This is a genomic window from Pseudoclavibacter sp. VKM Ac-2888 (genome assembly GCF_015351285.1).
GTDB lineage: Bacteria > Actinomycetota > Actinomycetes > Actinomycetales > Microbacteriaceae > Pseudoclavibacter.
Genome location: NZ_JADKSM010000003.1, coordinates 1 through 21,272, shown reverse-complemented (window position 1 = coordinate 21,272; position 21,272 = coordinate 1). Strand labels below are relative to the sequence as shown.

The 21,272-nt window shown below is 70.5% G+C and carries 24 protein-coding genes; 12 read left to right on the top strand and 12 right to left on the bottom strand.

What is annotated here, in order from left to right; genetic code table 11:
* Positions 1–5: 5 nt before the first annotated feature.
* Positions 6–377, bottom strand: a complete 372-nt coding sequence (locus ITJ61_RS17480; protein WP_194686977.1) for a zinc ribbon domain-containing protein YjdM — start codon at positions 375–377, stop codon at positions 6–8.
* A 149-nt stretch (positions 378–526) separates the two neighbouring features.
* Between ITJ61_RS17480 and ITJ61_RS17475 the strand changes: the two genes are divergently transcribed.
* The 4 genes from ITJ61_RS17475 (at position 527) to ITJ61_RS17460 (ending at position 2,835) form a co-directional block, all read left to right on the top strand.
* Positions 527–1,120 carry a TetR/AcrR family transcriptional regulator gene (locus tag ITJ61_RS17475; RefSeq protein WP_104240542.1) on the top strand — a complete coding sequence of 198 codons (594 nt, stop codon included), beginning with the start codon at positions 527–529 and terminating at the stop codon, positions 1,118–1,120.
* Complete coding sequence (locus ITJ61_RS17470; RefSeq protein ID WP_194686976.1) at positions 1,117–1,902, top strand: SDR family oxidoreductase; 786 nt, start codon at positions 1,117–1,119, stop codon at positions 1,900–1,902. The genes ITJ61_RS17475 and ITJ61_RS17470 overlap by 4 nt, the downstream gene beginning before the upstream one ends.
* Positions 1,903–2,255: 353 nt before the next feature.
* The gene (locus tag ITJ61_RS17465) at positions 2,256–2,417 is read left to right on the top strand and encodes a hypothetical protein (protein ID WP_194686975.1); all 162 of its coding nucleotides are present in this window, start codon (positions 2,256–2,258) and stop codon (positions 2,415–2,417) included.
* A 10-nt stretch (positions 2,418–2,427) separates the two neighbouring features.
* Complete coding sequence (locus tag ITJ61_RS17460; RefSeq protein WP_194686974.1) at positions 2,428–2,835, top strand: SdpI family protein; 408 nt, start codon at positions 2,428–2,430, stop codon at positions 2,833–2,835.
* Here the strand turns inward: ITJ61_RS17460 and ITJ61_RS17455 are convergent.
* The 5 genes from ITJ61_RS17455 to ITJ61_RS17435 are packed head-to-tail and all read right to left on the bottom strand — an operon-like array spanning position 2,832 to position 5,652.
* A complete protein-coding gene (locus ITJ61_RS17455) occupies positions 2,832–3,434 on the bottom strand; it encodes an LppP/LprE family lipoprotein (RefSeq protein ID WP_194686973.1) in 603 nt (200 codons plus the stop codon). The genes ITJ61_RS17460 and ITJ61_RS17455 overlap by 4 nt on opposite strands.
* A gap of 22 nt (positions 3,435–3,456) precedes the next feature.
* Positions 3,457–3,759, bottom strand: coding sequence for a cupin (locus tag ITJ61_RS17450; protein WP_194686972.1), 303 nt, complete (start codon positions 3,757–3,759; stop codon positions 3,457–3,459).
* Between the two features lie 40 nt (positions 3,760–3,799).
* Complete coding sequence (locus tag ITJ61_RS17445; protein ID WP_194686971.1) at positions 3,800–3,988, bottom strand: hypothetical protein; 189 nt, start codon at positions 3,986–3,988, stop codon at positions 3,800–3,802.
* A 37-nt stretch (positions 3,989–4,025) separates the two neighbouring features.
* Positions 4,026–5,168, bottom strand: coding sequence for an NAD(P)-binding domain-containing protein (locus ITJ61_RS17440; protein WP_194686970.1), 1,143 nt, complete (start codon positions 5,166–5,168; stop codon positions 4,026–4,028).
* Positions 5,161–5,652: a MarR family winged helix-turn-helix transcriptional regulator gene (locus ITJ61_RS17435; RefSeq protein ID WP_104306163.1), complete on the bottom strand. Its 492-nt coding sequence runs from the start codon at positions 5,650–5,652 to the stop codon at positions 5,161–5,163. Before ITJ61_RS17435 ends, ITJ61_RS17440 begins: the two co-directional genes overlap by 8 nt.
* Positions 5,653–5,748: 96 nt before the next feature.
* Here ITJ61_RS17435 and ITJ61_RS17430 point away from each other — a divergent pair, with 96 nt between their 5' ends.
* The 3 genes from ITJ61_RS17430 to ITJ61_RS17420 all read left to right on the top strand — a co-directional run bounded on the left by ITJ61_RS17430 (position 5,749) and on the right by ITJ61_RS17420 (position 7,879).
* The gene (locus tag ITJ61_RS17430; protein ID WP_194686969.1) at positions 5,749–6,837 is read left to right on the top strand and encodes an LLM class flavin-dependent oxidoreductase; all 1,089 of its coding nucleotides are present in this window, start codon (positions 5,749–5,751) and stop codon (positions 6,835–6,837) included.
* Complete coding sequence (locus ITJ61_RS17425) at positions 6,830–7,600, top strand: NADPH-dependent F420 reductase (protein WP_194686968.1); 771 nt, start codon at positions 6,830–6,832, stop codon at positions 7,598–7,600. Before ITJ61_RS17430 ends, ITJ61_RS17425 begins: the two co-directional genes overlap by 8 nt.
* Positions 7,601–7,696: 96 nt before the next feature.
* Positions 7,697–7,879 carry an antitoxin gene (locus ITJ61_RS17420; RefSeq protein ID WP_104240552.1) on the top strand — a complete coding sequence of 61 codons (183 nt, stop codon included), beginning with the start codon at positions 7,697–7,699 and terminating at the stop codon, positions 7,877–7,879.
* A 99-nt stretch (positions 7,880–7,978) separates the two neighbouring features.
* On the opposite strand, the gene ITJ61_RS17415 is transcribed toward ITJ61_RS17420, so the two are convergent.
* Positions 7,979–9,289 (bottom strand): NAD(P)/FAD-dependent oxidoreductase, encoded by a 1,311-nt coding sequence (locus ITJ61_RS17415; protein WP_194686967.1) that lies wholly within the window; start codon positions 9,287–9,289, stop codon positions 7,979–7,981.
* A gap of 238 nt (positions 9,290–9,527) precedes the next feature.
* On the opposite strand from ITJ61_RS17415, the gene ITJ61_RS17410 reads away from it, so the two are divergent.
* The 3 genes from ITJ61_RS17410 (at position 9,528) to ITJ61_RS17400 (ending at position 12,309) form a co-directional block, all read left to right on the top strand.
* The gene (locus tag ITJ61_RS17410; protein WP_104240554.1) at positions 9,528–10,376 is read left to right on the top strand and encodes an ABC transporter permease; all 849 of its coding nucleotides are present in this window, start codon (positions 9,528–9,530) and stop codon (positions 10,374–10,376) included.
* Between the two features lie 62 nt (positions 10,377–10,438).
* A complete protein-coding gene (locus ITJ61_RS17405; protein WP_104240555.1) occupies positions 10,439–11,488 on the top strand; it encodes an ABC transporter substrate-binding protein in 1,050 nt (349 codons plus the stop codon).
* Positions 11,485–12,309: an ABC transporter ATP-binding protein gene (locus ITJ61_RS17400; protein ID WP_104240556.1), complete on the top strand. Its 825-nt coding sequence runs from the start codon at positions 11,485–11,487 to the stop codon at positions 12,307–12,309. The genes ITJ61_RS17405 and ITJ61_RS17400 overlap by 4 nt, the downstream gene beginning before the upstream one ends.
* Positions 12,310–12,567: 258 nt before the next feature.
* Here ITJ61_RS17400 and ITJ61_RS17395 read toward each other — a convergent pair whose 3' ends face one another.
* From ITJ61_RS17395 to ITJ61_RS17380, 4 genes are all read right to left on the bottom strand, one after another.
* Positions 12,568–13,446 (bottom strand): sugar phosphate isomerase/epimerase family protein, encoded by an 879-nt coding sequence (locus ITJ61_RS17395; protein WP_194686966.1) that lies wholly within the window; start codon positions 13,444–13,446, stop codon positions 12,568–12,570.
* Complete coding sequence (locus tag ITJ61_RS17390) at positions 13,443–14,648, bottom strand: dihydrodipicolinate synthase family protein (RefSeq protein WP_416366862.1); 1,206 nt, start codon at positions 14,646–14,648, stop codon at positions 13,443–13,445. Before ITJ61_RS17390 ends, ITJ61_RS17395 begins: the two co-directional genes overlap by 4 nt.
* A 14-nt stretch (positions 14,649–14,662) precedes the next feature.
* Positions 14,663–15,820 carry a Gfo/Idh/MocA family protein gene (locus ITJ61_RS17385; RefSeq protein ID WP_194686964.1) on the bottom strand — a complete coding sequence of 386 codons (1,158 nt, stop codon included), beginning with the start codon at positions 15,818–15,820 and terminating at the stop codon, positions 14,663–14,665.
* 150 nt (positions 15,821–15,970) lie between these two features.
* A complete protein-coding gene (locus tag ITJ61_RS17380) occupies positions 15,971–17,008 on the bottom strand; it encodes a LacI family DNA-binding transcriptional regulator (protein ID WP_104341596.1) in 1,038 nt (345 codons plus the stop codon).
* 101 nt (positions 17,009–17,109) lie between these two features.
* Between ITJ61_RS17380 and ITJ61_RS17375 the strand changes: the two genes are divergently transcribed.
* Positions 17,110–18,261 (top strand): glycerate kinase, encoded by a 1,152-nt coding sequence (locus ITJ61_RS17375; protein ID WP_194686963.1) that lies wholly within the window; start codon positions 17,110–17,112, stop codon positions 18,259–18,261.
* Positions 18,262–18,282: 21 nt separating this feature from the next.
* Here ITJ61_RS17375 and ITJ61_RS17370 read toward each other — a convergent pair whose 3' ends face one another.
* A complete protein-coding gene (locus ITJ61_RS17370; RefSeq protein ID WP_194686962.1) occupies positions 18,283–18,798 on the bottom strand; it encodes an O-acetyl-ADP-ribose deacetylase in 516 nt (171 codons plus the stop codon).
* A 233-nt stretch (positions 18,799–19,031) separates the two neighbouring features.
* On the opposite strand from ITJ61_RS17370, the gene ITJ61_RS17365 reads away from it, so the two are divergent.
* Positions 19,032–20,642, top strand: a complete 1,611-nt coding sequence (locus tag ITJ61_RS17365; protein ID WP_194686961.1) for an L-lactate permease — start codon at positions 19,032–19,034, stop codon at positions 20,640–20,642.
* Positions 20,643–21,272: the final 630 nt, after the last annotated feature.

Genomic DNA, 21,272 nt, shown 5'->3' with positions numbered 1-21,272 from the left:
GCAGGTCAGACGACCTTCTTGACGACGCTCGACTTCAGCTGCATCTGCCCGAAGCCGGGCACCTTCGCGTCGATGTCGTGGTCGCCGACTCCGTCGGAGATGAGGCGGATGCCGTTGACCTTCGTGCCGACCTTGACGGTTCCGCCGCCCGCGCCCTTGACCTTCAGGTCTTTCGCGATCGTGACGGAGTCGCCGTCGGCGAGCACGTTCCCGACCGCATCCTTGATCGCCGGTGCCGCGTCGCGGTCGCGGTCGCTGCCAGCGTCGGCGTCGCCCGGCGCCCACTCGTGTCCGCACATCGGGCAGACCAGCAGCGCACCCATCTCGTAGGCGAGGTCGCTCGTGCATTCCGGGCACGGGGGCAGCTGCTCAGGCATCGAAGGTGGCCTCCAGGAGAACTCGCCGATCAGGGAACATCGACCACGTTAGGGCACCGGGCGGCCCGATCCCGCCGATCCCGCGTTGCGTGCGCAACCGTGCGAGTCCATTTTCTGGACAACTGTCCTAAACTTGCTAGGCTTGTGGTGTGCCAACGACCGCCACACCCCGCTCGCCCGACCCTCGTCCAGCCCGCACCCAGGCCGCGATCATCGACGCGGTCGAGCGCCTCTCGGCTCTCGGCGAGGAGGTCACCGTGCCGGCGATCGTCGCCGAAGCCGGCGTGAGCCGCTCGACGTTCTACACGCAGTTCCGCGACCTCGACGCGCTTGCCGTGCGCATCCTCACCGAGGTGTTCGCCGAGATCGAGGCGCTCGATTTGCGCCTCCGCGCAGCCGCGACCCCCATCGAGACGGCGAGGGCGACCACGTCGCAGCTCGTCGCCGAGTTCGCGAAGCGGCGCACCCTCTACGCAGGGGTGCTCGGCAGCCGAACGACGACGGAGGCCCACCGGACGGTGCGCGCCGCGTTCGCCGACCAGGCCCTCGGAACCATGCAGCTCACCGTGCCGGAGGGCCTCGACCCGAAGGTCGCGGCCGACTACGTCGCCGGCGGCACGCTGGCCGTGCTCACCGCCTGGCTGCTCAGCGACGCCCCCGAACCCACCGAGCGCGTGCAGCAGCAGCTGCTCGCGCTCCTCCCGACCTGGCTCATCAACGAAGACAAGGACCCAACCTCATGACCCGTACCTACGTCGTCACCGGCTCCGCCTCCGGAATCGGCAAGGCCACCGCCGAGAAGCTCCGCGCCGACGGGCACACCGTCATCGGCGTCGACCTCAAGGGCGCCGACATCAACGCCGACCTCACGACCGCCGAGGGCCGGGAGGCGCTCGTCACCCGCGCGAGCGAGCTCAGCGGTGGAGTCGTCGACGGTGTGCTGGCCATCGCGGGCCTCGTCATCCCGGCCCCCGTCACCGTCGCCGTGAACCACTTCGGGGCCGTCGCGACCCTGGAGGGGCTGCGGCCGCTGCTCGCGAAGTCCGACGCGCCACGCGCCGCGGTCGTCGCGTCCCTCGCCGCCCTCGAGGAGGTCGACGGGCAGCTGCTCGATCTCATCGAGTCCGGCGACGAGGCCGCCGCCCTCGCCTACGCCGACTCGCTCGGTGCGACCGCCAACGCGACCGGCTCGTCGGTGCTCTACACGACCTCGAAGCTCTCCATCGCGCGCTGGGTGCGCAAGAACGCGCCGAGCGCCGAGTGGGCGAAGGCCGGCATCGCGCTCAACGCCGTCGCCCCAGGCGTCATCCTCACGCCGATGACCGCCGCGGCCCTCGAGACCGAAGAGGGCCGAGCGGCACTGGATGCTGGCGCCCCGGCGCCATACGGAGGCCCGGCCGCCGACCCCCGCCAGGTGTCCAACCTCCTCGCCTGGCTCACGAGCGAGGACAACGGCTACGTCACCGGCCAGGTCATCTTCATCGACGGCGGAGCGGAGAGCATCCGCCGCCCCGAGCTCGTCTGACTGGCGGCCGCTCGCGTCGGCAGGCGTCAGCGGGCGTCGGCAACCGTCGCCGATAGGTCACTTTCGCACCGTGTGCAGCGCTCGGGTGGGGTGAAAGTGCCCCATTGTGGGCGGGCATTTCCCACAGCCTCGCGTGTAGGTCACTTTCGTACCGTGTGCAGCGCTCGGGTGGGGTGAAAGTGCCCCATTGTGGGCGGGCATTTCCCACAGCCTCGCGTTTAGGTCACTTTGGCGCCGTGTGCACCGCTCGGGTGGGGTGAAAGTGCCCCATTGTCGGTGGGCATTTCCCACAGCCTCGCGTTTAGGCCACTTCGGCGCCGTGTGCACCGCTCAAGCGGGGTGAAAGTGCCCCATTGGCGGAGGCGGAGGCGGAGGCGGAGGCGGAGGCGGCGGCGGCGGCGGCGGCGGAGGCGGAGGCGGAGTCGGAGTCGGAGTCGGAGGCGGAGTCGGAGGCGGAGGCGGAGGCGGCGGCGGTGGGGCGAGCGGCGGCGGGGCGAGCGGACCGGTCCGGCTAGGCTGGGGCGGATGGACGACTCCCTGGTGCTCAGAAGCGTACTTTCGATCGTGATGATCGGATCCGGACTCCTCGTGGTCTGGATGGCGAGCGCGGCAGCCTCCGGTCAGCTGCAGCGGAACTCGCTCGCGGGCATCCGCACGCCGAGCACGATGTCGAGCGATGTGGCGTGGGTCGCGGCGCACGTGCGGGCGAAGCGCCCAACGATGATCGCCGGATACCTTGCGCTGGCGACCGGCCTTGTTGTCCTCATCCCGATGCCGGAGTGGGGGATCGCGGTGGTCGTGCTCGGCGGATGCGGGGCGCTGCTCGGGTTCGTGCTCTACGGCGCTCGCGTGGGCGTCCAGGCCGCGAAAGCGGTGCTGGAGGCTCCCGGCGCCAGGCCCGGCGCCAAGCCTGCAGACGAGCCTGACGCCTAGTCCGTGGGTGGCACGTCGCCGTCCATGATCACAGACTGCGTGTCCTCATCCCACGTGAAGGTCGCCTGGACCCGCCCGCTCGATTCGGCGTTCGCCTCGCCGGGCAGCGTGTACGTGTAGGTCACCTCGATGCTCGCGTCGTCCAGGCGGGCGACGCGGGGCAGGAAGCCGTACGCGTCCGCGGTCGCGGTGCCCAGGTAGCGGCCCTGGTTGAAGAGCATGATGTGGCACGGCGTCGAGACGGTGCCGCCAGACAGCGTCACCACGACGTAGGAGAGTTCCGCGCACTCGTCGTACGTTGCCGCGTCTGGCGTGGCGGCGACCCACTCGTGCGACTCGAGGCCCGGGAACGGGGCGATGGAGCCGATCGACGCCGAGACGGCTTCCTCTTGCGTGAGTCCGGAGCACGCCGGCACCTCCGGCGTGGCGGTTGCCGTCTCCGCCGGAGTGGCCGGCGGTGCCGACGCCGGAACGGTCTGCGTGACCGTGACGGTCGGGGCGGCGGGTTCGGGTGCCGCCGACGGCGAGCATCCGGTCAGCGCGACCAGCGTCAATGCCGCACACGCGACGACAGATGGTGTCAGGAAGCGGGGAGCCATGCCCGCAACCTAGCACCGGGACTCAGGCGGATGGCCCGGCTTTTGCTTCGATTTCCACGAACGTGAACGGTTCGTCGCGGTCGTTGACGAGGTTGTGGTGGGCTCCGGGCTCTCGGCTGTAGCTGACACCCGCCGTGCACTCCATGGCGAACGGGTCCGCCGACGTCGTCTCGACCGTCAGGGTGCCGGTGGTCTGCGGCACCACCACGTAGTGCAGCTCGTGGGTGTGCCAGCCGGTCTCCGCTCCGGGCGCGAACCGCCACTCGGTCACGCGGAAGCGATCGTCGTCGACCTGGATGGTTGGGGTGGCGCTGGGGCGAGTCATGTCTCGACGCTAGCGGCTGCGCTGCGTGCCACGCGTGCGCCTAGTTCTGCTCCTCTGCCGGGTCCTCGTCTTCCTGCTTCGTCTCCTCGGTGCGGTCGCGCAGCTTGTCGGCCATCGCGGCTGCACCCTCCCGGCCGTGTTCGCGTTCGACCTCTTCGATGATGTCGCGCAGGTTCTCGCCGTCGGTCGAGTCGTCGGATGCGGGGGACGCGTTCTGTGAGGTGGTCATGCCGCGACCGTACGCACCGAGGCTGGGCGGCCACACATCATCGCCGGACTGCGGGCTCCCGTGGGTCAGCGGGGCGCTCGCCCCGCTGGAGCCCCAGCTTCTCGATCGCCCGCACCGCGTCGCGTCCTGCCCGGTTCGCGCCGACCGTCGACTGCGACGGGCCGAAGCCGATGAGGTGGATGCGCGGCTCGTCGGCGACCTGCGTGCCGCGCATCGTGATGCCGCCGCGGGGGTTGCGCAGCCCGAGCCCGTCGAGGTGCGCGAGGTCGGCGCGGAACCCCGTGGCCCACAGGATCGCGTCGACCGGCGTGAAGGACCCGTCGGCCTCGCGCACGCCGTCCGGCTCGATGGCGGTGAACATGGGCCGCCGCTCGAGCGCGCCCCGATCCCGGGCCGCTACCGCGTAGGTCGACCAGCCGAGGCCCGTGTACGAGACGACGCTGCTCGACGGCTTGCCCGCCTCGACGTCGGCCGTCACCTTCGCGATGGTGCTGCGCCCCTCCACCTCCGGGTTGAAGCCGTTCTCGAGGAAGACCGGCTCGCGTCGCGTGTACCAGAACGTCTGCGCCCCGCGCGAGATCTCCTCGAGCTGCTGCACCGCCGAGATGCCGCCGCCGACGACCGCGACCCGCTGGCCTTCGAACGCCGACGCCGACACGTAGTCGCGCGTGTGCAGCTGCGTGCCGCGGAACGAGTCCTGGCCCGGGATGCTCGGCAGCAGCGGGTTGTTCCACGTTCCGGTCGCGTTGATGATCGCGTCGGCGCGCCACCCTCCGGCGCCGTCGGTCGCGACGAGGAGCGCTCCCTGCGGGTCGTCATCGATGCGCGACACCTCGAGCACCCGAACGGGGCGCAGGATGGGCAGGGGCTTCGCGCGCTCGAACTCGGCGAAGTACCGGGGCACCGCGTCGCGACTCGGCTCGTCCTCGCTGCCAGGGGTGCGCGCGAACGTGGGCAGGTCGAAGATGCCGTTCACGGTCGCCATCGTCAGGGACTCCCAGCGGTGCTGCCATGCGCCGCCCGGCTTGGGGTTCGCATCCAGCAGCACGAAGGTGCGCTCGGCGTTCGGCTCGTCGAGGGCGCTCGCGAAGCCGCGCCGCGACAGGTGGAAGCCGGCCGAGAGGCCCGCCTGGCCGGCGCCGATGACGACGACCGTCGCGGAGCGTGGTGCCTCAGACACGGTCGGCGCCGCCCTCCGCCTCGTCGAGCCCCAGGTGCTCGCGCAGGGCCTCCGTGATCGACGCCACCTGGGTCAGCTGCTCGGGCGACAGGGCGTCGAGGAAGAGTTCCTGGATGGCCTTGAGGTGGGGCACCGAGCCGCGCCGGAACGCGGCGGCGCCCTCCTCGGTGAGGCTCACCACCGAACCCCGAGTGTCGTCGGCGCAGGGGTCGCGGCGCAGGAGGCCGCGCTTCTCCATGCGGCCGAGCTGATGCGAGAGGCGACTGCGCTCCCAGCCGATCGTCGCCGCGAGCTCCGACGAGCGCAGTGAGCGGCTGGGCGCCTCGCGCAGTGCAAGCAGGACGCTGTAGTCGCCCGTAGAGAGCGCTGACTCGCTCTGCATGCGGCTCGCGAGGCGCGAGTTCAGCACGCTCGTGGTCTCGATGAACCCGCGCCAGACCCGCAGCTCCTCGGCGCTGATCTGCGTTCGCTTCTGCGTGCCCATGGGTCCTCCGTCGTTCGTGTCGCCCCCATCATGCCACGTAGTTGACATATCAACTACTCGGATGCATGATTGACGCGTCAACTACCTGGAGGACCCATGAGCACGCAGAAGGGCACGCAGATGAGCGCAGTGGATGCAGCCCAGTTCGGATTCGAGATCGGCCTCAACTCGTTCGGCGACGTGCCGAACGTCGACGGCCGTCCCATGTCCGACGCCGAGACGGTGCGCCTGCTCGTCGACGAGGCGCGCCTCGCCGAGCAGGTCGGTCTCGACGTCTTCAGCATCGGCGAGCACTACCGGGAGGGCTTCGTCGACTCCGCGCCCCCCGTCATCCTCGCGGGCATCGCCACGGCGACGGAGCGCATCGGGCTCGGCTCTGCCGTGACCGTCCTCAGCACGAACGACCCCGTGCGCCTCTACACCGAGTTCTCGACCCTGGATGCGCTGTCGAACGGGCGCGCGCAGATGGTCGTGGGGCGCGCGTCCCAGACCCAATCGTTCCCGCTCTTCGGCTACGACATCGCCGACTACGAGCAGCTCTTCGAGGAGAAGCTCGACCTCTTCATGCAGCTGCAGCGCAACTCCTCGGTGACCTGGTCTGGCACGGTCCGCGCGCCGCTCGTCGACCAGACCCTGCACCCGACGATGCGCCCCGGTGGCATCCCCACGTGGGTCGGCGTCGGCGGCAGCCCCGACTCGGTCGTGCGGGCGGCCCGCTACGGTCTGCCGCTCATGCTCGCAATCATCGGCGGCCAGCCCGAGCGATTCGCCGGCCACGTCGACCTCTACCATCGCGCGCTCGAGAAGTTCGGGATGCCAGCGAATCGCGTCGGCCAGCACGCGCTCGGCCTCGTGGCCGAGACCGACGAGGAAGCGGCCGAGACCTGGTGGGAGTCGTGGAAGCCCATGGTCGAGATGATGGGCAGGGAGCGCGGCTTCTACCCGCCCACGAAGGACCGCTACCTTCAGGAGCTCGAGACGGGCGCCCTCTTCGTCGGCTCCCCGGACACGGTCGCGAAGAAGATCGTGCGCATGGTCGAGGCGCTGCGCATCAGCCGCTTCGACCTCAAGTACGACGTCATCGGCCTGCCGGTGGATGCACGCTCGCAGACCATCACCCTGCTCGGCACCGAGGTCGCACCCCGCGTGCGCGCCCTGCTCGCGAAGGAGTCCATCGATGTCTGACGCTCAGCCCACCCCGGGCCGGACGGCAGCGAGCCTGCCCACGATCAGCATCCTGGGGGCCGGCAAGGTCGGCACGGTCCTCGCTCGCCTCCTCATCGCGAGCGGCTACCGGGTGCTCATCGCGGGTTCCGGCTCCCCGAGCAAGATCGAGCTCATCATCGATGTGCTCGTGCCCGGCGCCACCACGGGCACCAGCGCCGAGGTGGCCCGGCAGGCCGACGTCGTCATCCTCGCGCTGCCGCTCGGGAAGGCCCTGCCGCTCGACCGGCACGAGGCGATTCCCCGCGACGAGCTGCGCGGGAAGCTCGTCATCGACGCCATGAACTACTGGTGGGAGATCGACGGCGTGCGCGACGACCTCAACGACCCGTTCACGGCCACAAGCGAGCTCATCCAGGAGCTGCTCTCCGAGTCGCGAGTCGTCAAGGCCTTCAACCACATGGGCTACCACGACCTCGACGAGGGGCCGAAGCCCGCAGGCGCTGTCGGCAGGCGAGGGATCGGCATCGCGGGCGACGACCCCGCGGACATCGCCGGCGCCTCGCTGCTCGTGGATGCCGCCGGCTTCGACCCCGTGCTCGTCGGCACCCTGCACGACAGCTTCTCCCTGCAGCCGGGCAGCGAGCTCTTCGGCGCGAACTTCGCCGCAGCGTTGGTGCGCTCGACCGCCGCGCGCTTCCCGAGCACCGAGCGGGGCCTCGAACTCGAGGCCCTCCGCGAGGAACGTATGGGCACGGTACCAGCCGGGCAACCGCGAGCCTGAGTCGCGCCAAGCTACCGCACACCGCGCATCCACGTGCGGATGCTGGACTCGTCGCATGGCGCAATCGCGCCGAACCGACGAAGTGAAGGAGACCGAATGGTATTCGAGAACATCGGCGACAAGGCAGCGCAGGCGGCGAACAGCGAGCAGGGTGAGCAGTTCACCGACCACGCGTTCGACGCGGCCGGAGATCACGCGGACACCGCGATCGGCAACCAGCACGACGAGCACATCCAGAAGATGCGCGACGGCGCCGACGCGGCAGTCGGCACCGAGTAGCACTGCCGTCGCGGCGCTGCCGCAGACCACGAAGGCCCGCCCAGGTGGCGGGCCTTCGGCGTCTGCTGGCGGGCAGTCGCTGGCGCTGGTGGGACGGCGTCAGCGGATGCGGGTGCGCAGCTCCTCGGTCGACGTCACGCCGTCGTCGATCACGGCTCGGGCCGCGTCGCGCAGCGCTTCGCTCTCGCCGACATCCCAGAGCAGCACGCCGACGGGTGCCCCCGACTCGTCGCGGAAGTAGGTGACTCGGCTCTGGTCGGACTCGCCGGACTCGGGCAGCGCCGCGTCCAGCACGTCGAGCTCCGGGTCGAGGGTGCCGACCGCTTCCCACCGCGTGCCGAACACCATCGAGTAGAAGTACGGGGTGTGCGAGTACGGTTCGGCGGCACCCGCCATCGAACGGCCCGCGGCCGCCCCCATCTCGGTGGCGTTGTCGACGTGCTCGACGCGCGTCTGGCCGAGCACCGGGTCCGGGTAGACGGCGATGTCGCCGGCCGCCCAGATGGACGGGTCGATGGTGCGGAGCTGCTCGTCGACGACCACGCCTCCGTCGTCGACCACGAGGCCGGAGTCCTCCGCCAGGTCGACGACGGGCTTCGCTCCGAGGCCGAACACGACGAAGTCGGCCTCCGTCTCCGCTCCGTTGTCGAAGACGACGGTCACACCATCCGGGGTGGTGTCGGGGGAGGGGGCGCCAGTCGCGGTCTCCACGGTCTCCACGGCCTCGGCTGCCTCGGCTGCCTCCGCGGTCGCCTCGTCGTAGGGTGCCCGCACCTCGGCGCGCACGCGCTCGACGCGGCGCCCGGGCACGAGCCCCACGCCGTGCTCCACGAACAGCTCCTGGAATCGTTCGGCGAGCGACGGCGGGAACGTGGATGCGCCGAGCACCTCGTCGGGGAAGACCAGGTCGACCTCCACGTGGTTCTGCGCGAGGGCCGCCGCGATCTCCGTGCCGATGTACCCGCCGCCGACGACGACCGCGTGGGTGTTCCCCTCGCTGAGCTCGCGCAGGCGTCGGTAATCGCTCGCCGAGCGGAAGAAGAGGATGCGCGTGCTCTCGGGCACGTCGATCTCGACGGGCTTGGAGCCCGTCGCGAGCAGCAGCTTGCCGTAGCTGACGGTCTCGCCGGTGTCGGTCGTGACGGTCTTCGCCTCGCGGTCGATGCCCGTCACGAGCGTGCCGAGCGTGATCTCGGCGCCCGTCGCGTCGCTCGTGCCGAGCGGCGTCTGCTCCCACGTGAAGTCGGGGTCGACCCAGAGCTTCTTCGAGAGCGCGGGCCGCGCGTAGGGTTCGTCGACGTCGGCGCTCAGGATGCCGATGGTGCCCGTGTCGTCTCGTTCGCGGATGCCGCGGGCGGCCGCATCCGCGACCATTCCTCCGCCGATGATCAAGTAGTCGTAAGCGCTCATGTGCTCCACGCTACGAACCGAGCTCGGGTGGCGCCTGGGAGCGGGGGCGGGGAGTTGCCCGCTGCCCGGGCTCGCGCGTGCGGCGAATCGGAAAGCGCTCCCTGGATCACTGACGGTTGTCTCGCGGATCATTCCACGTTATGTTGGAGCAATCGGGAAAGCGGTTACCCACCGTGAGAGCTCAACCGGGTGCCGCGTTCGACCGAGTCCCCTCTTACAACGCTGTAAGGAGCTCCGCATGACGAGCGCAACCACCAACACCCCAGTCATCGGCTCGCCGACTGACGCAACGCCCCCACCCGTGAAGCGACGCTCCATCGCCAAGGGACTCTCCGGCTACACCTACCCGGCCATCTTCCTCATCGTCGCGTTCGCGGCCTGGTGGGCGGTGACGGAGACCGGAACCGTCGCCTCCTACATCCTGCCCTCGCCCGCCGACACCCTCGCGGCGTTCACCGACAACCCGCAGTACCTGTGGGACAACACGTGGGTGACCACCGTCGAGACCGTCATCGGCTTCGCCCTCTCCGTGGTCCTCGGCGTCGCGGTCGCCGTGATCATGGTCTACTCCCGCACCCTCGAGCGCACCTTCTACCCGCTGATCCTGTTCGCGCAGGTCATCCCGAAGATCGCCATCGCGCCGCTCTTCATCGTGTGGATGGGGTTCGGTCCCGAACCGAAGATCCTCGTCGCCGTGCTCATGGCCTTCTTCCCCATCGTCATCGCCGGCATCAGCGGCCTCCGCACGATCGACCCCGAGATCCTGGAGCTCACGAGCACCATGGGCGCCTCACGATGGAAGACGTTCGTGAAGGTGCGCTTCCCCGCCGCGCTGCCGGAGCTGCTCTCCGGCATGAAGGTCGCCGCGACGCTCGCCGTCACTGGAGCCGTCGTCGGCGAGTTCGTCGGCGCCAACGCCGGCCTCGGCTACGTCATCCTGCAGGCCAACGGCAACGTCGACACCGCCATGCTGTTCGCCGCCCTCATCATCATGTCCCTCCTCGGCATCCTCCTCTTCGCTGTCATCCTCGTCGCCGAGCGCTTCCTCGTGCCCTGGCACGCGTCGCGTCGCAACCTCGAGAGCTGACAGCAGCCACCTCCCACCCCCTCGACCCCCACCGCCTCGACCCACAACTGGAAAGGCCCCTCATGTCAAAGAAGACAATCCGCAACGGGCTCGTCACCGCCGTCGCCGCCAGCGCGCTCCTCCTCACCGCGTGCTCCGGAAACGCATCCCCCGAACCGGGAGCCGCCGGAGCCGACGGCGAAGCCGGCCTCACCGACGTGACGCTCATGCTCAACTGGTACCCGTACGGCGAGCACGCCCCCTTCTACTACGGGGTCGAACAGGGCATCTTCGAAGAGCACGGCATCAACCTCACGATCCAGGCGGGCCAGGGGTCGACGAAGACCGCCCAGGCCGTCGGCCAAGGGCAGGTGGACTTCGGCTGGGCAGACACCCCGGCCGTGCTCGCCAACATCGACAAGGGCGTGAGCATCCGCAGCGTCGGGGTCTTCCTGCAGACCACGCCGTCCGCCGTGCAGGTCTTCACCGACTCCGGCATCTCGACGCCCGCCGACCTCAAGGGCAAGACCATCGCGACCTCCGCGGGAGACGCGCCGACGACGACGTTCCCGCTCTACCTGGAAGCCGCCGGCCTGGAAGAGGGGGATGTCACGCAGCAGAACCTCGACGCCGCCGGCAAGATGGCCGCGATGATCAACGAGCAGGTCGACGGGCTCATCGGCTTCGCCCACGACCAGGGCCCGACGATCGCCGCGCAGAGCGGCAAGGACGTCACCTACCTGAAGTACTCCGACGTCGGACTGAACTTCTTCAGCAACGGCCTCATCGCCAACACCGATCTCATCGAGAGCAACCCGGACCTCGTCGAGAACATGGTCGCCGCGACCTCCGAGGCGTACGCGGCAGCCACCGAGGCGCCTGAGGATGCCGTCGCCGCCATGGACGGCAAGGACCCGCAGATGCCCGCGGCCGAAGTGCTCATCGAGCAGTGGAACAACACCATCCCGCTCCTCACATCCCCCGAGAGCGACGGCAACGCGCCCGGCGTCAACACGACCGGAGACTGGGAGGCGACCATCGAGGTGCTCTCCACGGCCGGGCTCATCGAGGAGGCGAAGCCCGTCGAGGACTACTTCGACGCGAGCTTCGAGCCGAGCGGAGCGGCAGAATGAGCATGACGGTCAACGAGCGCACGGCGCCCTCCTCGGCGGGCGGCCACCAGGACTACCTGCTCGGCATCGACGACGTCGGCATCCGCTTCGAGACGAAGCGACGCAGCGTGCAGGCGCTGCGCGACGTCGACCTGCACGTCCGCAAGGGGGAGTTCGTCTCCATCGTGGGGCCGTCGGGATGCGGGAAGTCGACCCTGCTGCGGGCGGTCGCCGGCCTCACCGTGCCGACCGAGGGAACCATCGAGCTGCGCGGCTCCCGAGTCACCTCGCCGCGGCAGGACGTCGGGTTCGTCTTCCAGCGACCGGCCCTGCTGCCGTGGCGAGACGTGCGCGGCAACATCCTGCTGCAGGCCGAGATGCGAGGCCTCGACAAGGCGGCAGCGTCGAAACGGTGCGACGAGCTCCTCGAGCTCACGAGCCTCACCGACTTCGCGAAGGCCCTCCCGCACGAACTGTCCGGCGGCATGCAACAGCGCGTCTCGCTGTGCCGGGCCCTCCTGCATGACCCCGATGTCCTCCTCATGGACGAGCCCTTCGGGGCCCTGGATGCGCTCACGAGGGAGCACCTCAACGTCGAGCTCCAGCGCCTCTGGGCGCAGACCGACCTGACCGTGCTCCTCGTGACGCACTCCGTGCCCGAGGCTGTCTACCTGGCGAGCAGGGTGGTGCTCATGGGGCCGCGCCCCGGCACGATCATCCAGGAGTTCGACGTCGACCTGCCGCGCGAACGCGAGTACGAGCCGACGCTCGAGGACCCGCGCTTCCACAAGGTCGCCGGGCGCATCCGCGAACTCCTCGGCAGCCCTCTCGGCGGCGACTGAACGCCCCGCCGAACCGCGACCATCGAAGCACCTGGCCCGCTCACCGCAAGGTGGGCGGGCCTCTTCGTGCGACGGCACGCCCGCCCCGGTTCCCGGCAGAGCAGCGCGGGCACCGTGCGCCGGCACGCCCGCGCCCGGGTCCCGGCGGAGCAGCGCCGGCACGCCCGCGCCCGGGCCCCGGCAGAACAGCGCGGGCACACAGCAGAGCGCCTGCCCCGGATCGGGGCAGGCGCTCTGCTCGCTCGTGCGGGTCTGGCCTCAGCCGCGCACCGGCAGCGCGAGGTGGGTGCCGACGTGCGTTCCGAATGCCTCGACCGTGTCGGCGAGCGCCTCGTCGAAGTCCTTCGCCCACAGCTCGGCGTTGAACACCTCGACCTCGACGTCGCCCGTGTAGCCGGCATCGGTGACCCAGCTCGTGAGCTCGGCGAAGTCGATGATGCCGGCGCCGGGGAGGTGGCGGCTCAGCAGCACGTCGGCGGGGAGGGGAGTTGCCCAATCGCACACCTGGTACGAGGCGATTCGGCCGTCTCTCCCGGCCCGGGCGATCTGCTCCTGGGCATCCGGATCCCACCAGACGTGGAACGAGTCGATGACCACGCCGACGGCGGGGCTCCCGACACGATCGGCGAGGTCGAGCGCCTGCTTGAGGGTCGAGAGCACCGCCCGGTCGGACGCGTAAATGGGGTGCAGGGGCTCGAGCACAAGCGTGACGCCCGCCGCCTGCGCCTCGGGCGCGAGCTCGGCGATGGCCTCCTCGAGGCGGCCGCGGGCCCCCGCGAGGTCGCGGCTTCCCTCCGGGATGCCTCCCGCGACGATGATGAGCGACGCCGACGACCCTGGAGCGCCGGCTGCGGCAAGCGTTGCCGCCTCCTCGATGGCCCTGCGGTTGTCGTCGATGGCCGCCCGACGCTCAGCGCCCTCCGGCATCGTCACGAACCCGCCGCGGCAGTGGCTGGAGAACCGCAGCCCGGAGTCGGCGAGCATGCGCGCCGCGTCCGCGAGGCCGACGTCCGCGACCGGCTCCCGCCACAGCCCGATGCTCTGCACGCCCTGACGCACGGTCGCATCGACGGCCTGCCGCAGCGAGGCGTGCTTGATCGTCGCCTGATTGATCGACAGGCGGGGGTGCGCGCTCATGCGAGCACCCCCGAGGTGGCGTCGACGCCGTTGAGGCGCAGCATCGCGTGCCAGCGTTCGGCCGCGAGCTCGGGCCGCTCGAGCGCCCCGGACGTGTTCGCGAGCTCCACGATGCGCGAGAGGTGCGGGAGGCTGCGGGCCGCGTGCAGCCCGCCCACCATCTGGAACGCATCCTGGTGGCCGTTCAGCCAGCTGAGGAACGCGACGCCCGTCTTGTAGTAGAAGGTGGGTGCGGCGAAGACCTGCCGCGACAGCTCCTGCGTCGGCTCGAGGATGCGCCGGAACCCAGCGGGGTCGCCCGCGTCGAGGGCCTGTACGGCGGCGGATGCGCTCGGCGCGAGCACGCTGAACGCGCCGAGGAGGGCGTCGGAGTGGATGCCGTCCGCGTCGTCCTCGATCAGCTCGACGTAGTTGAAGTCGTCGCCCGTGAACATCGTGACGCCCTCGGGGAGGCGTGCGCGAACGGCCCGTTCGGCGTCCGCATCCAGGAGGCTCATCTTGATGCCGCTGACCTTATCGGCGTGCTCCTCGATGAGGGTGATGACAAGGTCGGACGCCTGCTGCCAGGCGTCGGCGCCGAAGTAGCCGCGCAGAGCAGGGTCGAACGCGGTGCCGAGCCAGTGCAGCACCGCCTTCGACGAGACGGCGCCGAGCACGCGCGTGTAGACGCGGGCGTAGTCGGCGGGGGACTGCGCCGCGCGGGCCAGGTGTCGGCTCGCCATGATGACGGGAAGTGCGCCTTGCTCCTCCGCGAACGCCAGCTGCTCGAGGTAGGCGTGCTCGATCTCGTCGAGGGTCAGCACCTCCTCCGTGCGGGAGTCGGTGTTGACGCCGACGGCGATACTGCCGCCCTCCTCGCGCGCGGCCGCGGAGCTGCGGGCGATGAGCTCGCGCGTCGCACGAGCGTCGAGTCCCATGTTGCGCTGCGCCGTGTCCATGGCATCGGCGACGCCGAGCCCCCACGACCAGAGCTGCCGCCGGTAGCCGAGCGTCGCATCCCAGTCGATGTCGGCAGGTGCGCCAGGCACGTTGTCGGCCGTCGCGCGGGGGATGACGTGCGCCGCCGCGTACAGCTCGCGGGAGCGGAGCGCGCCCGTCGGGCGCTGGAAGGCGGGGGCCTCGAGCAGCTCGACCCGCGACGACTCGCCAGCGGGGGAGAGCAGGGCGAGACGAGTGCCGGTCGCCGTCCGCGTGCTGTCGATCACCTGCGTCACCGTCACTTCGCACCCGCCTGATCTGCCAGCGACACGCGGCGGCCAGACGCATTCGACTCGAGTGCGGCCTCGGCGAGCAGCATGCCCTTGGCCCCCGAGCGGAAGTCGTAGTCGTGGGTGCCGTCCTCGAGCACGTAGCGGAGGAACTCGATCCACTGCAGCTTGAAGCCGTTGTCGACGGCGTCGTTCTGCGGCACCTCGATCCAGTCCGCGGAGTAGTCGTGCTCGTCGCGCAGGTCGGGGTTCCAGGTGGGCTTCGGGGTGACGTTGCGGGGCTGCACCTTGGCGCCGAAGAGGCCGGCGACGGCGCTCCCGTGCGTGCCGTCGACGTGGATCTCGACGAGCTCGTCGCGGTTGACGCGCACGGTCCAGCTCGAGTTGAACTGCACGATCGGTCCGTCGGCGAGGTCGAAGATCGCGTACGCCGCGTCGTCGGCGGTTGCCGTGTAGCGCTTTCCCGCCTCGTCGACGCGCTCGGGGATGTGGGTGCGCGTCTCGGCGTAGACGGAGGAGATCTCGCCGAAGAGGTTCTCGATGACGTAGTTCCAGTGCGGGAACATGTCGACGACGATGCCGCCGCCGTCCTCGGAGCGGTAGTTCCAGCTCGGTCGCTGCGACGGCTGCCAGTCGCCTTCGAAGACCCAGTAGCCGAATTCGCCGCGCACGGAGAGGATCTCGCCGAAGAAGCCGCTCTCGATGAGGCGGCGCAGCTTGATGAGGCCCGGCAGGTAGAGCTTGTCGTGGACGACGCCGTTCTTGACGCCGGCCGCCTCCGCCTCCTCGGCGAGGGCCAGCGCGTCGGCGTAGCTCTCCGCCGTGGGCTTCTCGGTGTAGATGGCCTTGCCGGCGGCGATGGCCTTGCGGATCGCGGGGACGCGCAGCCGCGTGATGAGCGCGTCGAAGTAGACGGGGAAGTCTTCGTCGGCGAGGGCGACGTCGAGGTCGGTCGTGTACTTGTCGATGCCGTGCTTCGCGGCCAGCTCGCGGAGGCGTTCCTCGTTGCGGGCGACGAGGTAGAGCTCGATCGGGCGACGCGTGCCGTCCGACAGCGGGATGCCGCCCTCGTCGCGGAGGGCGAGCAGTGAGCGGACGAGGTGCTGGCGGTAGCCCATGCGCCCCGTCGCGCCGTTGACGATGATCCCGAGCTTGTCCGTGGTCATATCCATCCTCTCGTCTGAGTCTCGGCGTTGAGACTTCGACCAGCGTATTGGAAAGCGCTTACCGAAACAAGCGCGAGATCGAAGCGGGGGGTACCGGCCTGGTCTGTGGCCCGGATCGAGGGCGGTCTCCAAGGCGCGCCCGCCAACGGGTCAGCCGCGGCGCGGAGTGCTCTCGCGGATGACGACGGCCGTGTTCACGGGCAGCACGACGGGGCCGTCCGTGCCGCGCTCCGCGAGGGCGAGGCGCACGGCGCGGTAGCCCATGTCGCTCAGGGGTGCGACGACGGTCGTGAGGGGAGGAGTCACGTCGCGCACGAGCGCGATGTCGTCGAAGCCGGCGACGGACACGTCGCGGCCGGGTTCCTTGCCGAGGTCTCGGAGGGCGGTGAGGACGCCCGTGGCCATGAGGTCGCTGGTCGCGAAGATGGTGTCGGTGTCCGGGAAGCGGGAGAGGAGCGTGCGCAGCGCCTCGTAGCCGCCGTCGCGGGTGAAGGAGGTGGAGATGACGGCGTCGTCGTCGATGCCGAGGTCCGACTCCGCGAGCCCCTCGGTGAAGCCATCCACTCGGTCTCGGTTGGTGAGCAGCTCCAGGGGCCCGGTGATGATCCCGAACCTCCGGCCGCCCTGGTTCACGAGCTGACGCGCGAGCTCCTGCGCGCCGTCGCGGTTGCGGAGCTCGACGACGTCGAAGGGGGACGGGGCCTGGGCGACGAGCACGACACGCCCGCCGGAGGCGTCGTACGCGAGCAGCTGCTCTTCGAGGGCCGCCTGCTGCGGGTCGTCGATGCGCCGGGACCCGGTGAGGATGATGGCGCGGGGGCGCTGCCCGCGCAGGGTGCGCACGATCTCGAGCTCGTTCGTGACGCTCCGCTCTGCCGCGGCGATGGTCACGATGAGGTTGGCTTCCTCGGCGCCGCGCATGACGCCCGCCGCGATGGCGCTGAAGTACGGGTCGGCGATGTCGCTCACGACCACGGCGATGGTCGAGGAAGCGCCCCTCGCGACGGCCTGCGCGCTCAGGTTGGGTGAGTAGCCGAGCCGGTCGGCGGTCTCCTGGACGCGCTTCTTGATCTCCTCGTTCACGCGCCTGCCAGCGCTGCCGTTGATGGCGCGCGAGGCGGTTGCGATCGAGACGCCGGCCGCCTGCGCGACCTCGCCGAGCGTGACGTGGTTTCCGTGTCGACTCACGTGTCTCCTCCCCGGCGCGCGACGGTGCGCGCCGCCCTGAATATCTGGAGCCTAGCGGGAAACGCTTTCCTCGGGCGCGTTCCGGTCGGTAGGTTGGGGGCATGCAGCGCCGCACCGTCATCGCACCGGATTCGTTCAAGGGCACCGCTTCGGCGGCCGAGGTCGCCGCGGCGATCAGGCGGGGCTGGCTTCGCGCCAGGCCCGGGGACGAGTGCGTCGAGGTGCCGATGGCCGATGGCGGCGAGGGGACGACCGCGGCCATCGCCGGCTCGGTTCCAGGCGCGCGAGTGGCATCGGTGCGCGTCGAGGGGCCGCTCGGTGCCCCCGTTGACGCTGAGCTCGTGGAGCTCCCGGACGGCACCTGGGTCGTCGAGCTGGCGGAGACGAGCGGCATCGCGCTGCTCGACGGGGTGGACCGCGAGTCGTGCGCCCGAGCGTCGACCATCGGGCTCGGTCAGGCGATCAGGTTCGCGGCGGAGCACGGCGCGAGGCGAGTGCTCGTGGGGCTGGGGAGCAGCGCGTCGACCGACGGCGGCGCGGGGATGCTGTCGGCGCTCGGCGTGCGGTTCCTCGACGCCGCTGGCGCTGACATCCCGCTCGGGAATCGCGGACTGCACTCGCTCGAGAGCGTCGATATCTCCGGGCTCGTCCGGCTCCCCGCCGACGGCCTTGTCGCGCTGACCGATGTCGTGAATCCGCTCTTCGGGGTGGCCGGGGCCGCCGCCGTGTTCGGGCCGCAGAAGGGCGCATCCGCCGACGATGTTCCCCTGCTCGAGGCCGGGCTCACGCGGCTCGCGCAGGTGCTCGACGGGGCGCCGGAGGCGAGCGGCGATGTCCTCGCGCTCGCGGCGCATCCCGGTGCTGGTGCGGCGGGCGGCACGGGATTCGGCCTGCTCGCGGTCGGCGCGGAGGTCTCGGCGGGCGCCGTGGCGGTCGCCGAGGCGGTCGGCCTGCGGGAGCTGCTGCGCGGGGCCGACCTCGTCATCACCGGGGAGGGCAGCTTCGATGCGCAGTCCGAGGCAGGCAAGGTCCCCTCGCTCGTGCGCAAGCTCGCGCAGGAGGAAGGCGCACGCTTCGGGGTGATCGCTGGCCGTGTGGGCCTCGGCGGCGAGGAGCGGGCGGTGCTTGCGCGGGACGGGGTCAGCATCGTGTCCTTGTCGGAGCTCGCCGGCTCCGGCCAGCGCGCCATGGACGAGACGCTCGATTGGGTCGAGGTCGCGGGAGAGCGGATGGCGGGCACGCTCGAGTTCTGACCCACCTGCCCGGGAAGGGCGTCAGGCGTCAGCGGCGCGATCGCGAAGCTCGCGCTCCACTCGGGCGAGGAATTCGGGGTCGCGCACGACGATGCGCACTTCCTCGACCTGCGACCCCGAGCCCGAGATGGTGTCGATGGCGGCGGCGATCGCGTCCTCGAGCGGCCAGGCGTAGATGCCGGCGCTGACGAGAGGGAACGCGACCGAGGTGGCGCCGAGCTCGTTGGCGACCTCGAGCGAGCGCCGGTAGCAGGAGGTGAGCAGCGTGCGATCGCGCTGGCCCGAGCCGTAGTCGGGCCCGACGGTGTGGATGACCCATCGGGCTGGCAGCTCCCCGGCGGTCGTATATCCGGCATCCCCGGTCGCAAGGCCGTCCGGGAACCTGGCTACGCACTCACGGAGCACCGCGGGTCCGCCCGCACGGTGGATGGCGCCGTCGACCCCGCCGCCCCCGCGCATCCCGTTGTTGGCCGCGTTCACGACCGCGTCGACGGCCTGCTCAGTGATGTCTCCGAGAACTGCCACGATTCGCGTCATGAGAGCAGTCTGTCGCAGCGGCGCCGAATGAAACGGCGGATGCGGTGACAGCTCAGCGCCGGGCGCGGCGAATGCGGCGAACGCAGAGGCCGGGGCCGAGGCGGCGGCAGCAGATCGGGCGGCACTTCGCCGGTGAAACGCTCGCCCCGCGAGACCCATGCCCGCTACTGTGACGAGCAGAGCTCAGCGCACGCTCCCCAGCGCTCTCGAGCCCACGATGGACGGAGCTTCTCATGTGGATGCAGGACATCGACCCGTTCGGAAATCCCTGGTTGTCGGCGCTCGTCGCCGTGATCCCGATCGCCATCTTCTTCATCTGCCTCACGGCGCTCAAGATGAAGGGCATCCTCGCCGCCAGCATCGCCGTCGTCGCCGAGATCCTCGTGGCGCTCGTCGCGTTCGGGATGCCGGGGACCGCCGTCGCAGGGTCGGGGCTCCTCGGCGTCCTCACCGCCATCTGGCCCATCGCATACATCATCGTCATGGCCGTCTGGCTGTATCGCCTCGCCGTCGCGAGCGGACGCTTCGACGTGATCCGCGCCTCCATCTCGGGCATCTCGCCGGACCAGCGCATCCAGGTGCTGCTCATCAGCTTCGCGTTCGGCGCGTTCCTCGAGGGCGCGGCGGGCTTCGGGGTGCCGATCGCGATCTGCGCGGCCCTCCTCGTGCAGCTCGGCTTCAAGCCGGTGAAGGCCGCCATGCTGTCCCTCGTCGCGAACGTCGCGGCGGGAGCATACGGCGCGATCGGCATCCCCGTGATCGTCGGCGCGCAGGTGGCCGGCGTCGAGGTGCTCGAGATGTCCCGCATGATGATGCTGCTCCTGCAGCCCCTCACATTCCTCGTGCCGTTCCTGCTCGTCATGATCCTCGACGGCTGGCGCGGCCTCCGCGAGACCTGGCCGGCGACCCTCGTCGTGAGCGTCGTCTTCAGCGGCGTGCAGGCGTCCGTGCTGTGGTTCCTGGGGCCGGAACTCGCCGACCTCGGGTCGGGCCTCGCGGCGATGCTCGCGCTCTTCGTGTTCGGCCGCGTCTGGCAGCCGAAGCGCATCTTCCGCGAAGGCGGAGGGGAGGCGCCGGCCGTGGAACGTCACAGCGTGCGCGAGATCGCGGTCGCCTGGAGCCCCTTCTACATCCTCACGGGCCTCATCCTCGTGTGGAGCATCCCCGCGTTCAAGCAGCTCTTCGCCGTCGACGGGCCGCTCGCCGCCGCGGTCATCAAGTTCCCGATTCCGGGCCTGACCGGCGAGATCGCGCTCTCGAGCGGTGACCCCGTCGCGACGACCTGGGACTTCGCCCCCATCAGCGCCACCGGCACCGCCATCCTGCTCGCCGTCATCGTGTCGTTCCTCACGACGCCGAGCCTCAAGGCCGCAGACCTGTGGGGGCAGCTCGCCGCCACGTTCCGCGAGCTCTGGCAGGCGCTGGTGCTCATCGCGCTCATCCTCGTGCTCGCGAACATCGCGAACTACTCGGGCGGCTCCGCGAGCATCGGCAGCGCGCTCGCCGCCGTCGGCCCCGTCTTCCCGCTCCTCGCGCCCATCATCGGGTGGCTCGGCGTGTTCCTCACCGGATCGGTCGTCAACAACAACACGCTCTTCGGGCCCCTGCAGGTCGCGACGGCCGGACGCATCGGCGTCGCGCCCTCGCTGCTCGTCGCCGCCAACACGGCAGGCGGCACGACGGCGAAGGTCATCTCGCCGCAGTCGATCGCCATCGCCGCGGGCGCCGTCGGTCTCTCGGGCCGCGAGGGAGAGATCCTCCGCAGCTCCATCGGCTACAGCCTCGGGATGCTCGCCTTCATCTGCGTCTGGAGCTTCACCCTCTCGATGCTGCTGCCCTCCTGAGTGCGCTGGCGCCCGCTGGCGCGAGCGGGGACGCGCCGGGACGCGCGCAGGGTTGTGGCTGGGTGCGGTTGCGGAGCTCCCAAGGAGCGTTTTGCCACAACTCTGCGGCGCTACTGGGTGAGCGGGGTGAGCGGGTGTGGCGTCCGGTCTGGTGCGCGACCGCGCGGGGTGAGCCGGCCTCGGCGCCTGGTCCGATGCCTGGTCCGGTGCGTGTCGGTCGGCGCGTGCCGGGACGTACACAGTGTTGTGGCTTGGTGCGGTCGCGGAGCCCCCAAGGAGCGCTTCCCCACAACTCTGCGATGGCGCCGGGGCGCGGCGGTGCGGGCACGCGTTGGGCGGCGTGCGTGGGTCCCCGCGCGCAGGGTTGTGGCTTGGTGCTGTTGCGGTGCTTGCGAGGAGCGTTTGCCCACAATTCTGCGGTGGTGCCCGGCGCGCGGTGGTGCAGGAGGTGTGCAGGGTTGTGGCTGGGTGCGGTTGCGGAGCTCCCAAGGAGCGTTTTGCCACAACTCTGCGGTGGTGGCGGGTGCGCGGCGGTGCGGGCGCGGTATCCGGTGCGGGGTGAGCCAGCCTCGGTGTGCGGTCGGGCGCGCGTTGCGCGGGCGAGTGCGTGTCCCCGCGCGCAGGGTTGTG